Annotated in this window: 13 protein-coding genes; 2 read left to right on the top strand and 11 right to left on the bottom strand. The window is 64.9% G+C overall.

Annotated elements, in window-relative coordinates:
* Positions 1-135 precede the first annotated feature (135 nt).
* The 8 genes from pheT to BMI90_RS15830 form a co-directional block, all read right to left on the bottom strand.
* Positions 136-2,544: a phenylalanine--tRNA ligase subunit beta gene (pheT, locus tag BMI90_RS15865; RefSeq protein ID WP_078530473.1), complete on the bottom strand. Its 2,409-nt coding sequence runs from the start codon at positions 2,542-2,544 to the stop codon at positions 136-138.
* 10 nt (positions 2,545-2,554) lie between these two features.
* Positions 2,555-2,842 carry a YrhK family protein gene (locus tag BMI90_RS15860; RefSeq protein ID WP_078530472.1) on the bottom strand — a complete coding sequence of 96 codons (288 nt, stop codon included), beginning with the start codon at positions 2,840-2,842 and terminating at the stop codon, positions 2,555-2,557.
* Positions 2,839-3,228: an ASCH domain-containing protein gene (locus tag BMI90_RS15855; protein ID WP_078530471.1), complete on the bottom strand. Its 390-nt coding sequence runs from the start codon at positions 3,226-3,228 to the stop codon at positions 2,839-2,841. Before BMI90_RS15855 ends, BMI90_RS15860 begins: the two co-directional genes overlap by 4 nt.
* Before the next feature lie 95 nt (positions 3,229-3,323).
* Entirely contained in the window at positions 3,324-3,947 is a 624-nt protein-coding gene (locus tag BMI90_RS15850) for a hypothetical protein (protein WP_078530470.1), read from the bottom strand.
* Positions 3,947-5,020, bottom strand: a complete 1,074-nt coding sequence (gene pheS / locus BMI90_RS15845) for a phenylalanine--tRNA ligase subunit alpha (RefSeq protein WP_078530469.1) — start codon at positions 5,018-5,020, stop codon at positions 3,947-3,949. The genes BMI90_RS15850 and pheS overlap by 1 nt, the downstream gene beginning before the upstream one ends.
* 90 nt (positions 5,021-5,110) lie before the next feature.
* Positions 5,111-6,421: an MATE family efflux transporter gene (locus BMI90_RS15840; protein ID WP_078530468.1), complete on the bottom strand. Its 1,311-nt coding sequence runs from the start codon at positions 6,419-6,421 to the stop codon at positions 5,111-5,113.
* Complete coding sequence (locus tag BMI90_RS15835; RefSeq protein ID WP_078530467.1) at positions 6,414-6,938, bottom strand: PaaI family thioesterase; 525 nt, start codon at positions 6,936-6,938, stop codon at positions 6,414-6,416. Before BMI90_RS15835 ends, BMI90_RS15840 begins: the two co-directional genes overlap by 8 nt.
* Positions 6,935-7,378 carry a PaaI family thioesterase gene (locus BMI90_RS15830; RefSeq protein WP_078530466.1) on the bottom strand — a complete coding sequence of 148 codons (444 nt, stop codon included), beginning with the start codon at positions 7,376-7,378 and terminating at the stop codon, positions 6,935-6,937. Before BMI90_RS15830 ends, BMI90_RS15835 begins: the two co-directional genes overlap by 4 nt.
* Positions 7,379-7,713: 335 nt before the next feature.
* Here BMI90_RS15830 and carB point away from each other — a divergent pair, with 335 nt between their 5' ends.
* Both carB and BMI90_RS15820 read left to right on the top strand, forming a co-directional pair.
* The gene (gene carB, locus BMI90_RS15825; protein ID WP_078530465.1) at positions 7,714-11,043 is read left to right on the top strand and encodes a carbamoyl-phosphate synthase large subunit; all 3,330 of its coding nucleotides are present in this window, start codon (positions 7,714-7,716) and stop codon (positions 11,041-11,043) included.
* Between the two features lie 141 nt (positions 11,044-11,184).
* Complete coding sequence (locus BMI90_RS15820) at positions 11,185-11,913, top strand: hypothetical protein (RefSeq protein WP_078530464.1); 729 nt, start codon at positions 11,185-11,187, stop codon at positions 11,911-11,913.
* A 52-nt stretch (positions 11,914-11,965) separates the two neighbouring features.
* Here the strand turns inward: BMI90_RS15820 and BMI90_RS15815 are convergent, their stop codons facing one another.
* From BMI90_RS15815 to BMI90_RS15805, 3 genes are all read right to left on the bottom strand, one after another.
* Positions 11,966-12,706 carry a glycoside hydrolase family 25 protein gene (locus BMI90_RS15815; protein ID WP_246831569.1) on the bottom strand — a complete coding sequence of 247 codons (741 nt, stop codon included), beginning with the start codon at positions 12,704-12,706 and terminating at the stop codon, positions 11,966-11,968.
* A gap of 230 nt (positions 12,707-12,936) precedes the next feature.
* Positions 12,937-13,566 carry a hypothetical protein gene (locus BMI90_RS15810; protein ID WP_078530462.1) on the bottom strand — a complete coding sequence of 210 codons (630 nt, stop codon included), beginning with the start codon at positions 13,564-13,566 and terminating at the stop codon, positions 12,937-12,939.
* Between the two features lie 103 nt (positions 13,567-13,669).
* Entirely contained in the window at positions 13,670-14,008 is a 339-nt protein-coding gene (locus BMI90_RS15805; RefSeq protein WP_038077404.1) for a carboxymuconolactone decarboxylase family protein, read from the bottom strand.
* Positions 14,009-14,069: the final 61 nt, after the last annotated feature.

Here is a 14,069-nt window from a genome sequence, read left to right as displayed (position 1 = left end):
ATGTGGCTGGGATAAAGCGACGACCTCGGAGGGCAGCGCACCCACCCGGCGCTCGGGCGCTGTCCTCGGTTGCGCGCAAAAGAAAACGCCCGGTCCTTGCGAACCGGACGCCCCAAATTCTCTCAGCGAGAAGCCTTAGCCGCGCAAAGTACCGCCTGTGGCCTTGCTCACCTTCTCGACGATCTTCTTGCTCACCGCCTCGATCTCGGCATCGGTGAGCGTCTTGTCGGCGGGCTGCATCCGCACCGTCAGCGCGATCGACTTCTTGCCCGCGCCCATCTGCTCCTCGGCTTTCGGGCCGGTGAACTGGTCGAAGACATTGACGCTCTCGATCAGCTTCTTGTCCGCGCCCATCGCCGCGTTCACCGCCGTCAGCGCCTCGACATTGGCATCCACCACGAAAGCGAAATCGCGTTCGACCGCCTGAAGATCCGAGATTTCCAGCGCCGGACGGGTCGCGCCCTTCTTCTTCGGGAAGGGGATGTTTTCCAGCCGGATCGTGAAGGCGACCGCCGGACCCTTCACGCCCATCTCGCGCAGCACCTTGGGGTGGACCTCGCCGAACGTGGCCAGCACATTCGGGCCAAGCGCCATGTTGCCCGCGCGGCCGGGGTGCCACCACGCATCGAGCTTGCGGTTGATCTGCGCACGCGCCGGCGCCCCGATCGCCGCCAGCACGGCCTCGGCATCGGCCTTCGCATCGTAGAGGTCCACCGGGCGGCGCGAGCCGAAGGGATCGCGCGGCGCGGACTGACCGACCAGAAGCCCGGTTGCCTGCAAGACCTGTTCACCCGGTTCGCCGCCCGCGAAGGCGGGGCCGACCTCGAAGAGCGCCAGATCGGCAAAACCGCGCGCCTGATTGCGGCTTGCTGCCTGCAGCAGACCCGGCAGCAGGTCGGGGCGCATATGGGTCATTTCCGAGCTGATCGGGTTTTCCAGCTTCGTCGCATCCGCGCCGCCGCCAAAGAGCTTGGCCGAGGCCTCGTCGATGAAGCTGTAGGTCACGCATTCGTTGTAACCCAGCGCCGCCGTGGTGCGCCGCGCCATGCGCTCGCGCTGCTGCATCGGGGTCAGTATCGCGCCGGGAACGCCGGTGGTCTCGCGCGCGAGCGGCTTGCCCTCCAGCTTCGTCAGCGAGGCGATGCGCGCCACTTCCTCGACCAGATCGGCCTCCCCCAGAACGTCGGGGCGCCAGCTGGGCGGCACCGCCATGTCGCCGTTCAGCGTGAAACCCAGGGCTTCCAGCGTCTCGCGCTGCGTGGCCTCGGGGATATCCATCCCGACGAGCGAAATCACGCGGGCCGGGTCCAGCCGATAGGCGCGGCTGACATCGGGCACAGCGCCGTCCATCACGACATTCGACACCTCGCCGCCGCAGAGATCGACGACCATCTGCGCCGCCAGATCGAGCCCCGGCAGGGTGAAGGCCGGATCGACGCCGCGCTCGAACCGGTAGCGCGCATCCGAGTTGATTTTCAGCGCACGGCCGGTTGCCGCGATGGTGATCGGGTCCCAATAGGCGCTCTCAAGGAACACATCGACCGTGTCCTCATCCGCGCCGGAGGCCTCGCCACCCATGATCCCGGCGAGGCTTTCGACGCCATTGTCATCGCAGATCACCATGTCGCCCGGGCGCATCGTGTAGGTCTTCTCGTCGAGCGCGAGGAACTCCTCGCCACCCTCGGCCGGCTTGATCACCAGATTGCCCGCCACTTTCTTCATGTCGAAGACATGGAGCGGCCGGTTCAGGTCATAGGTGAAATAGTTGGTGATATCGACCAGCGTCGAGATCGGGCGCAGACCGATCGCCTTGAGCCGCTTTTGCAGCCACTCGGGGCTCGGCCCGTTCTTCACGCCACGGATCACGCGACCGGCGAAGAGCGGGCAGCCCTTTTCCTTCAGCGCGGGGTCGATGGTGACGGAAACGGGCGCATCGAACGCCCCTTCCACCGCCGGGATCTCCAGCGGCTTGAGCTTGCCGAGGCCCCGCGCGGCCAGATCGCGGGCGACGCCGCGCACACCCAGCGCATCGGGGCGGTTCGGGGTGATCGCGATCTCGATCACAGGATCGACCGCCTCGGGACGGTTCTCGGCCAGCCAATCGGTGAACTTCTGCCCGACCTCACCCGAGGGCAGTTCGATGATGCCGTTATGCTCGTCCGACAGCTCCAGCTCGCGCTCGGAGGCCATCATGCCGTGGCTTTCCACACCGCGGATATTGCCGACCGACAGGGTCACGTCGATGCCGGGCACATAGTCGCCCGGCTTGGCCAGAACGACCGTGATCCCGGCGCGCGCATTGGGCGCCCCGCAGACGATCTGCTTCACGCCTTCATCCGTCTCGACCATGCAGACGCGCAGACGATCGGCGTCGGGGTGCTGCTCGGCCGATTGCACCTTGGCGAGCGTAAACGTCTCCAGCTTCGACGCGGGGTTCACGACCTCCTCGACCTCAAGGCCGAGATCGGTGAGCGCCTCGGCGATCTGATCGACGGTGGCGTCGGTCTCGAGATGGTCCTTGAGCCAGGACAGGGTGAATTTCATCGGTCTTCCCTCAGGATGTCTTGCGCTGCGCGAGGTCCTTGTAATCCCCCATCTTGAGGAGTTTCAACTCCCGCCAGAGCCGGATCGAGGGTTTTGCGGCGAAAAGCAGCGAGCCGATGAGGAAAAGCCAGGTCGCGGCGAAGGCGAGGCTGTCATAGAAGAAGAAGATCGAGCCGATGACGAAACAGAAGGCCGCGCCGAAATCGACGATCGTGTAGGCGATCTCGGTGAGCGCGTAGAAGCGGCGCTGCTCGGGGGTGTGCTCGTGGCGCGGGCTGTCGAAAAGGCGGTTCGTCATGGTCTGGCTCCTTGCAGGTCTTCGACCAAGCGAAACCGCTCGCAGACGAGTTCCATTTCCGGGTGAAAACCGCCGTTACGCTCGAAATAGGCCTGATGGCCCTGCCGCCAGCCTTCGAGCGTTTCATCCTCCCCCTCGGCCAGCGCGAAATCCTCATCGACATCGCAAAAGCGCCGGATCGTGACCTCGACGGTCTCGATCATGATCGCGGGCTTGCCGTCCCAGTCGAGCGCGATATCGCGCCGCCCCACCACCGGCATATCCTCACCCCCTTCGGTGAAATAGGTGAGCGCACCGCAGGTGGCGGTCTTCTTGCCTTGGCGGATCAGGGTGAGGAGCTGGTCGCAGAGCTCGCGGCTATCACCGAAGGTGAAGGTGATGGGCATGGGGGCTTCCTTTGCGGTTGGGGAAGCGGTGAAGATTTTTTGGAACAAGTAATCAGTTCCGCACAAAAACTTCCGGCTCAGCGAATTTGGACCGCTTACGAATTCAGCCCTATCGTTGATCGGCACGTTCTGCTGACGTGATCGTTCAGTTTCTTGATCGCGCCATCAATGTCAGGGTTAAGGTCCAACAATCTCTGCCTCACCACCGCACATTGAGTTTCGATCTCTTCCGGAAAAGATGCCGTCTCGAGATCGCGAACAGCGTCCTCTAATGACAGGAGTATTTTTGCCTCTATCAGAGCTGAGTTTACGAGCTGCACAACATCTCGAATGAGCAACGCTTCATACTTTGTCTGCTTTAAGTAATTTAGCTTCGCGAAGATGATCATAAACTCCACGACTTGCCGTTCCAAACTCTCCAGTGAGTCTATCCTCTGACGAACATATTTTAGAAATCTTATGTGCGGATCGCTAGCGAGCGCGTTGTCGAGTTCGTCAGCCTTTAACTCAGGCGGGCTCGAAACTGTGAATAAATCTTTAAGAAAAGTCGCTTTTATGGCCAATAAATCTTCCGCTACCGATTGAGCTCTCAGCAAGAGTTGCTGTCGTCGCCACGAAAAGAATTGATAGATTGCGACGGAGATGCCGAAAAAGGTGGCGATATCGGCAACTATGGAAGTGAACGCCGATATCAAGCCGATGGTATCGGCGCTGCCCATCACCGGCTCAACCCACCCGCCACGGTCGGCAGATCCAGCGCACTGAACCCATAGTGCTTCAGCCAGCGCAGGTCGCTCTCGAAGAACGCGCGCAGGTCGGGGATGCCGTATTTCAGCATTGCGAGGCGGTCGATGCCGATACCGAAGGCGAAGCCCTGCCATTCGTTCGGATCGATCCCGGCGGATTGCAGAACTTTCGGGTGCACCATCCCCGATCCGAGGATCTCCATCCAGTCGTCGCCCTCGCCGATCTTGAGCGAGCCGCCCTCCCACGAGCAGCGGATATCGACCTCGGCCGAGGGCTCGGTGAAGGGGAAATGCGAGGCGCGGAAGCGCAGCTCGACGCCGTCCACCTCGAAGAAGGCCTTGCAGAACTCTTCGAGCACCCATTTCAGGTTCGCCATCGAGATGTCCTTGCCGATCGCGAGGCCTTCGACCTGGTGGAACATCGGCGTGTGGGTCTGGTCCATGTCCATGCGGTAGACGCGGCCCGGCGCGATCACGCGGATCGGTGCGCCCTGCTCGAGCATCGCGCGGATCTGCACCGGCGAGGTATGGGTGCGCAGCACATGCGGCGGGCGGTCATCACCCTCGTCGCGATGCATGAAGAACGTGTCATGCTCCTGCCGCGCGGGGTGTTCGGGCGCGATGTTGAGCGCGTCGAAATTGTGCCAGTCATCCTCGATCTGCGGGCCCTCGGCGACCGCGAAACCCATATCGGCGAAGATCGCGGTGACCTCGTCCATCACCTGAGAGACGGGGTGGATGGTGCCAGCGCGGCGCGGGCGGCCCGGCAGCGTCACATCCAGCCATTCCTCGCGCAGACGCGCATCGAGCGCGGCATCGGCCAGCGCGACCTTCTTCGCGCGCAGCGCCGCGTCGATCTCGTCGCGCAGCACGTTGAGCGCCTTGCCGGTGGTCTGACGCTCCTCCGGGGTCATCTTGCCCAGCTCGCGCATCTTCAGGCTGATCTCGCCCTTCTTGCCCAAGGCGGCCAGACGGATCTCTTCCAGCGCGGCCTCGTCGGTCACATCGGCCACGGCGCTCAGGTATTTATCGCGAAGCTCTTGCATGTCTTCCCCCGGGAATTTCTTGGCTCACGGGTTAGCCGCGCCGCGCCGCCTTTGCAACCTCGGCCTTGCGCGAAAGCGGCGAATGGGGCCTCAGTTCGCCCCGCGCGCCTTGAGCTCGGCGCGGGGATAAAGCCGCGCCATGGTGATCCCGCGCGTGGCATTGAGCACCATCAGCCCCGCCCAGAGCCCGTGATTGCCCAAGGCGGGGATCAAGAGGGCAAGCGCGCCGGCATAGACCGCGACCGACAGGAGCATCGCGTTGCGCATCTCGCGGGTGAGCGTGGCGCCGATGAAGATGCCGTCGAGCATCCAGCTCGCGATGCCGATCAGAGGAGCTGCCGCGATCCAGGGGAGGTAGGCGCGGGCCTCTTCGCGCACATGCGGGGCGGTGGTCATCAGGTCGATGATCCAGGGGCCAGCAAGGAAGAACGCTGCGCCCAGAAGTGCCGCGCCTCCCACACCCCATTGCGAGGAGACAACCGCCGCGCGGCGCAGCCGCAGCACCGAATGCGCCCCCACCGCCTGGCCCACGAGGCTTTCCGCCGCGAAGGCAAAACCGTCGAGCGCATAGGCGGTGATGTTGAGGAACTGGACCAGCACCTGATTGGCCGCAAGCGTCACGTCCCCCTGCCCCGCGCCGAGGAAGAGAAAGGCGGTGAAGCTCGCTTGCAGCAGGATCGAGCGCAGCATGATATCGGTGTTCACCCGCGCCATCGTGGCGAGTTTCACCCGGTCGAAGATTGCGCGCGCGCGCCACAGCCCGTTCGCGAAGGCCGCTCGGCACAGCCAGATCGCGAGTGTGACCCCGGCCACCTCAGAGATCAGCGTCGCACCTGCCACCCCCGCGACGCCCCAGCCGAAGCTGAGCACGAAAAGCAGGTCGAGCCCCACATTGAGCGCATTCATCGTCACCTGAAGCACCAGCACGCCGCGGGTGCGCTCGAGCGCGATCAGCCAGCCGGTGAAGGCATAAAGCGAGATCGTCAGCGGCGCGCCCCAGATCCGGATCCCGAGATAGGTCCGCGCGAGGCTCTCGACCTCGTCGCTGGCGGGAGCGATGCGGAAGGCGGCCCAGAAAAGCGGGATTTGCAGCAAGATCAGGCCAAGCCCCGCGAGGCCCGCGATGATCAGCGCGCGCATCAGCCCCGCCGAGACCTCGGCACTGTCGCCCGTCCCGTGCGCCTGGCTGACGAGCCCGGTCGTGCCCATGCGCAAGAAGCCGAAGACCCAGTAGATCGAGGACAGGATGACCGCACCGATCCCCACCGCCCCGATCGGCGCGGGCAGGCCAAGCTGGCCCACCACCCCGGTATCGACCGCGCCGAGAATCGGAATCGTGGCGTTCGACAGGACGATCGGACCCGCGATCTTCAGAACGCGGGCATGGGTGATCTCAGCCATCCGAGGGCATGGCGTCGCGCGCGGGCATCAGGAAATGCCCCGTCGCCTGCGCGAAGAGCCGCGTGCGATTGTCCTGCCAGGCTTCGACATGGACGGAGGCATAGCGCCGCCCCGAGCGATTGACTCGCGCACGCGCATAGGCGTCGCGCGGCAGGCCCGAGCGCAGGTAATCGACGGTGAAGTCGATCGTCTTGGGCAGGCGCGGCATCGTTTCGGGATTGAGCTTTCCGGGGTCGATCCGCCCCGCCTCGATATCTTCCCACAGATAGGACCAGCTCAGCTCGATGATCGCGGCGACCTCGAGAAAGGCCGCCGTCACGCCTCCGTGGAGCGCGGGAAGCATCGGGTTGCCGATCAACTTCTCATCGAACGGCAGGATCGCGGTCAACTCATCGCCGCGGCGGTCGAAATGGATGCCGAGAAACTGCGAGTAGGGCACGCCCTCGACGAGCATCCGCAGGGCGGCGTCGCGACGTTGCTTTACGGTCTGGACGGGTTCGGGCTTCGGACGGCTCATTTGCTCCCCTCCCGGCGGGTGACGGTGAAGGCGCCGGTGGCGGCGGCAACGGGCAGCCCCTCTTCCTCGTCATGGGCGGTGGCGCGCACGAAGGCGACCGAGCGCGTGACATGATAGCACTCGGCGCGCGCGGTGATGCGCTGGCCGGGCTTGGCGGGACGCATGTAATCGATGCGCAGGTCAAGCGTCGCGGTGATCGCCCCTGCGTCGGGATGGCTCATCACGGCCGCGCCCGCGCAGGTATCCATCAGCGCCGAGACCGCGCCTCCGTGGATGACGCCGGTGCGCGGATCGCCCACGAAGCGGGTATCATAGGCCATCGAAAGGGAGGCCGTGCCCGGCCCTATCGAATCCATCCGCATGCCAAGAGCGCGTGCATGGGGGATCGCCTCGATGAATTGGCGGGCCTGTTCGAGAATTGGGTCGTCGGAGGTGCTCATGGACCTGTCCGCTGGTTTGGGTCGGGCAGACTATCGACGAGGGACGGCAGGGGATCAAGGGGCGACGCAGGGGCGCTTTGCCCAACATCGGGGATGGAGGAGTGTCCCCGGGGCGACGCTGACGGCTCGCCAGATGCCCGATCCGCGCCAAGGCTCAAGGCAGGGGACTGCGATCCGGCGTCCGGGGCTCGCCGTTCGCGTTCGCCGCTTTGGTAGCGCCACCGCCCCCCCCCCCGATCCATGCAAAGGCACTGAACGCGGCTCACCCCTCTTGCGACCGGGGCGTCGTTGCGTATAAAGCGCCTCAATTTGCGCAGCGATCAGAGGGGATTCCCATGCCGAAGAGAACAGACATCTCGTCCATCCTCATTATCGGCGCCGGACCTATCGTGATCGGACAGGCCTGCGAATTCGACTATTCGGGGGCCCAGGCCTGCAAGGCGCTGCGCGAAGAGGGCTACCGCGTCATCCTCGTGAACTCCAACCCCGCGACGATCATGACCGATCCGGGGCTGGCGGACGCCACCTATATCGAGCCGATCACTCCCGAGGTCGTCGCCAAGATCATCGAGAAAGAACGCCCCGACGCGGTGCTGCCGACGATGGGTGGCCAGACCGGCCTCAACACCGCGCTGGCGCTGGCCGACATGGGCGTGCTGGAGAAATTCGGCGTCGAACTGATCGGCGCGAACCGCGACGCCATCGAGATGGCCGAAGACCGCAAACTGTTCCGCGAGGCGATGGACCGGCTGGGCATCGAGAACCCGAAAGCCACGATCATCACCGCGCCGAAACGCGAAGACGGACGTTTCGACATCAATGAGGGCGTGCGTCAGGCACTGGTCGAGTTGGAGCATATCGGCCTGCCCGCGATCATCCGTCCTGCCTTCACGCTGGGCGGCACCGGCGGCGGCGTCGCCTATAACCGCGAGGATTACGAGCGGATCTGCCGTTCGGGCCTCGATGCCTCGCCGATGGCGCAGATCCTCGTCGATGAAAGCCTGCTGGGCTGGAAGGAATACGAGATGGAAGTCGTCCGCGACAAAGCGGACAACGCGATCATCGTGTGTTCCATCGAGAACGTCGACCCGATGGGCGTGCACACGGGCGACTCGATCACCGTGGCGCCCGCGCTGACGCTGACCGACAAGGAATACCAGATCATGCGCAACGGCTCGATCGCCGTGCTGCGCGAGATCGGCGTGGAAACGGGCGGCTCGAACGTGCAATGGGCGATCAACCCCGAAGACGGGCGCATGGTCGTGATCGAGATGAACCCGCGCGTGTCGCGTTCCTCGGCGCTGGCGTCGAAGGCCACCGGCTTCCCGATCGCGAAGATCGCGGCGAAACTGGCCGTGGGCTACACGCTCGACGAGCTGGACAACGACATCACCAAGGTCACGCCCGCGAGCTTCGAGCCGACCATCGACTATGTCGTCACCAAGATCCCCCGTTTCGCCTTCGAGAAATTCGCAGGTTCCAAGCCGGAACTGACCACCGCGATGAAATCGGTGGGCGAAGCGATGGCAATCGGCCGGACCTTCCACGAATCCGTGCAAAAGGCGCTGGCCTCGATGGAAACCGGCCTGACCGGCTTCGACGAGATCGAGATCGAGGGCGCGCCCGAGAAGGCCGCCGTGATCAAGGCGATCTCGTCCCAGACCCCGGACCGCATCCGTCTCATCGCGCAGGCGATGCGCCACGGTCTGACCGATGTGGAAATCCAGCACGCGACCGCTTTCGATCCGTGGTTCCTCGCGCGTATCCGCGAGATCGTCGAGACCGAGGCCGAGGTGCGCAAGCACGGCCTGCCGCTCGACGAGAAGGGTCTGCGCAAACTCAAGATGATGGGTTTCTCGGATGCGCGTCTGGCCAAGCTGACCGGCCGCGACGAGGCGCAGGTCCGCCGCGCACGCCGCAACCTCGGCGTCACCGCCGTGTTCAAGCGCATCGACACCTGCGCGGCCGAATTCGAGGCGCAGACGCCCTACATGTATTCGACCTACGAAGCCCCCGCGATGGGCGACGTGGAATGCGAGGCGCGTCCCTCCGACCGCAAGAAGGTCGTGATCCTCGGTGGCGGCCCGAACCGGATCGGTCAGGGGATCGAGTTCGACTATTGCTGCTGTCACGCCTGTTTCGCGCTGACCGATGCGGGCTATGAGACGATCATGGTCAACTGCAACCCCGAGACCGTGTCGACCGATTACGACACCTCGGACCGCCTCTACTTCGAGCCGCTGACGCTCGAGCATGTGCTGGAAATCCTGCGCGTCGAGCGCGACAACGGCACGCTGCATGGTGTGATCGTGCAGTTCGGCGGCCAGACGCCCCTGAAACTCGCCAACGCGCTTGAGGCCGAAGGCATCCCGATCCTCGGCACCACGCCCGACGCGATCGACCTTGCCGAAGACCGCGAGCGGTTCCAGTCGCTGCTGAACCAGCTCGAACTCAAGCAACCGGTCAACGGGATCGCGCATTCCGACGCCGAAGCCTTCGAGATCGCGGGCCGCGTCGGCTATCCGCTGGTGATCCGCCCCTCCTATGTGCTGGGCGGCCGCGCGATGGAAATCGTGCGCGACCTCGACCAGCTCAAGCGCTACATCCGCGACGCGGTCGTGGTGTCGGGTGACAGCCCCGTCCTGCTCGACAGCTACCTTGCAGGCGCGATCGAGGTCGATGTGGATGCGCTCTGCGATGGCGAGAGCGTCCATGTCGCGGGCATCATGCAGCATATCGAGGAAGCGGGCGTCCACTCGGGCGACTCGGCCTGTTCGCTGCCGCCCTATTCGCTGTCCCCGGAGATCGTGGCCGAGCTGAAGGTGCAGACCGAAAAGCTCGCGCGCGGCCTCAACGTGGTCGGCCTGATGAACGTGCAATTCGCGATCAAGGATGGCGAGATCTACGTCCTCGAGGTCAACCCGCGCGCCTCGCGCACCGTGCCCTTCGTCGCGAAAGCCACCGACTCGGCCATCGCCTCGATCGCCGCGCGCGTGATGGCGGGCGAGAAGCTCTCGGCCTTCCCGGCCCGTCCGCCCTATCCCGAAGGCGTCGGCCCCGATACACCGCTGCCCTTCGCAGATCCGCTCACGCTGGCCGATCCGCAAACGCCGTGGTTCTCGGTCAAGGAAGCGGTGCTGCCCTTCGCCCGCTTCCCGGGCGTCGACACGCTGCTCGGGCCGGAAATGCGCTCGACCGGCGAGGTCATGGGCTGGGATCGCGACTTCCCCTCCGCCTTCTGGAAGGCACAGCTCGGCGCAGGCACGGTGCTGCCCGAGAGCGGTCGCGTCTTCTTCTCGATCAAGGATTCCGACAAGTCCGACGAGCTGGCACAGGCCGCGCGCGACCTGATCGAGATGGGCTTCTCGATCATCGCCACCGGTGGCACCAGCGCCTGGCTGGACGGGCATGGCGTGAAAGCCGAGAAGGTGCTCAAGGTCTATGAGGGCCGCCCGAACATCGTGGACCGTCTGAAGAACGACGAGATCGCGCTGGTCTTCAACACCACCGATGGCAGCCAGGCGATCTCGGACAGTCGCGACATCCGCGCCGTCGCGCTCTACGACAAGATCCCCTACTTCACCACCGCCGCCGCCTCGATCGCGGCCGTGGCGGCGATCAAGAGCGCCCGGGACGGCGAGGTTCACGTACGGTCGTTGCAGTAAACACCTGACAGATCGTCATTTTGTGGCCCCCGGAACACAGGTTCCGGGGGCCTTTTCATTCTCACGCAAACTTCGATTGAGTGGCGATCACGTCCGGCGTGACAGTCAGGGAACCAAGAACACCACAAACGAGCAGGACAGATGAAAACGTCTCTTTTTGCCGCGGCACTCGTCGCACTCGCCCCTCACGCCTCCAGCGCCGCCGAACTGGTGGGCGGCTCGGTCACGCTGAGCTATTCGGATCTGGTCAATAACGACTACTACTCGGCGCTGGCCAAACGCGCGGTTTCCGGCTCGGCCGAAGTCAGCTTCGGCCCGGCCTTCTCGGTGCAGGGCGACCTCGCCTATGTGAATTTCAACGGCGGGCATAATTTCGAACTCGACTCCAATAACGTCGGGCTCCACGCGATCTATCGTCCGGCGAGCGCCACCGCGCTCGGCGCCTTCTGGGGCCGCGACACGATCAACGGGAGTGGCTCGAACTATTACGGGATCGAAGTGGGCCACAGCGTCGGCGCCTTCTGGGGGGAAGCCTATTTCACCCGCGTCGACCAGAGGAACACGACGGGTGATCTCTACGGTGTCTCGGGGCGCTACACGCTCAACGATCGCGTCTCGTTCAATGCAGCCCTCGACGTCTTCAATGTCTCCTACATGAACACGAACCGCGCCTCGATCGGCGTCGATTACAGCGTGACGGACGCCCTCACCCTGAGCGGCACGATCGGCCATTTCGACCAGGGCTATGCAGGCCCGTCGGACTTCATCTCGGTGGGCGCGACATTCACCTTCGGCCCGAACAAGCGCGCGACCTTCAAGCAGCGCGATCTGCTGAACTACTTGCCGGGTCTGGGCGGTTTCGCGGCCTGATCGCGCAACACAGGTTTCAGAATGACAAGGGCGGCCCCGTGGCCGCCCTTTTTCAACCCCGCTGCGCTCGCCGCGCGAGCCAGCCCTCCCAGGCGCCGGGAGAGCCCGCAAAGGCGTTCATATCCACCGTGCCGGGCACGCCGGGCACCACGCCGGTGCCGCTATACTGCCAGAAGCTCCACTGCGCGCCCGGATAACGCTCCATCGGGTGTCCCGCGACCGAGCGCAGCCAGAACTCGTAGCCCTGGAACTGCTCCAACCCGTTGTCACGCCAGAAATCGACCGTGGTGTAGATCACGGGCCGCGTGCCGTAATGCTCGTTCACGATGGCGAGGAAGCGGCGCATCTCGGCGCGGACCTCGCGGGCGGCGGGGCGGCGACGACAGCTCGGCGAGGTATGGTTCCACTCGATATCGAGCACCGGCGGCAAATCCCCCGCACGCCTGGGGACATTCCGGATATACCAGCGCGCCTGCTCCTCGGGAGAGCGGCAGAAATAGTAGAAGTGATAGGCCCCGACCGGCACCCCCGCACCGCGCGCCAGCGCGGCATTCACGCGAAAGCCCGGGTCGGAGTGATCGCCCCCTTCCGTCGCCTTGAGCCAGGCGAACGAAACCCCCGCGCCGCGCGCCCGGTGCCAGTCGATCTCGCCCTGATAACGCGCCGCGTCGATGCCGTGCACCGGCAGGCTCGCGGGCGTCAGCCCTTCCCAGCCATGCGGGTCGGTATCGCCGAAGCGCGCGGGGATCCCGTCGGCGCGGTAGTTCGAAGCCGCGAGCATCGCGGGCCGCATCAACTCCGCCTGCTGGCCGCGCGGCGCGCCGCATCCCGCAAGGCTCAGCGCCGCCCCGGTCACGAACAGCCTGCGCGAGAGTCCCATGCTCACCTCCTCGTGATTTTGTACCAGCCTCTCATGCAAAGGCCCGGCTGTCACCTGTGACAACCGGGCCAAGGAGGGCGATCGGCAAAGCCTTGCCGGGATCAGTCCGCCAGCATGAATTTGCCGGCATCAATGTGCTGGCGTCAGTTCCCGGGGCCAAAATCGGCCCCGGTGATCATCCCGTCGCCGTTGCGGTCGCGCATGCGGAACCAAAGATCGGTGCCCGCCACGAATTCCGTGCGCGAGATCACCCTGTCGCCATTCCGGTCGAAAATCATCAGCCCTTCCCCCGCGGGCGTGTCAAAGCCCGCAACGGCGGCCGCATTTCCGCCCGGCCCAAGACCGCGGCCCTGACCGGGACCTTGGCCCAGACCTTGGCCGGGGCCCATCCCCCTGCCGGGCGCCATGCCGCCCTTGCCGGGGCCCTGCCCCGGCCCCATCCCGTTGCCGGGTCCCTGCCCCATGCCCAGCCCCTGCCCCGGCTGCATGCCTTCGGGAAGCTGGTGGCCCGGGCCCATGCCGGCCTCGCGCTCCATCTCTCGGTGTTCGTCGATCATCGCGATCTCGTCGGCGGAATATGTCCCGTCCTCGTTCTGATCGAACATGGTGAAAATGTCGCCGCGACGCTCCCGCGCCTCGTCGAGCGTGACCTTTCCATCTCCGTTCAGATCCCATTGCGCCATGAATTCCACGCCGGGAACGGGAACGTTCTGAGCGAAAATCGGGCCTGCCGCGAGAGCCATGGCGGCGGCGAGTGGAGCTAGATATTTCATCGGTCCTGTCCTTTGCGAAAACTCATTCTGGCCTTGAAACGTCACGGCCCGCAGCTTCCGCCGCGGGCCGGACAACTTGTCGCACTCAAGGCGCGGGCAGGCCTCAGGCCGCGGCCAGCTCGTCCCAGCAGCCCAGCGCGTGACCGGCATACATGACGGCCGGACCGCCGCCCATCTGGATCGCCATGCCGAGCACATCGCCCAACTCCTCGCGGGTCGCCCCGGCCTTCATCAGCGCCTCGACATGGAAGTTGATGCAGGGCTCGCAGCGCAGCACGATCGCCATGCCGACCGCCAGGAGCTCTTTCGTCTTCACATCGAGCGGCCCGTTTTCCTTCACCGCTTTCGACAGCGTACCAAAGCCCGCGGTGGTGTCGGGGATCGCCCGGTACATCGCGCGCAGCTCGTTGCGCATCTCGTCGATCTTGGCCTTGTAGCTCATGGGAGGTCTCCTTGCGTTTCCTTTTTCAGAGCAAGTGCCACGCAGCCGGGAAAGCGGCCTT

The organism is Thioclava sp. L04-15, assembly GCF_002020275.1.
Classification (GTDB): Bacteria; Pseudomonadota; Alphaproteobacteria; order Rhodobacterales; family Rhodobacteraceae; genus Thioclava; species Thioclava marina.
This window is presented reverse-complemented; position numbering and strand designations above follow the sequence as displayed.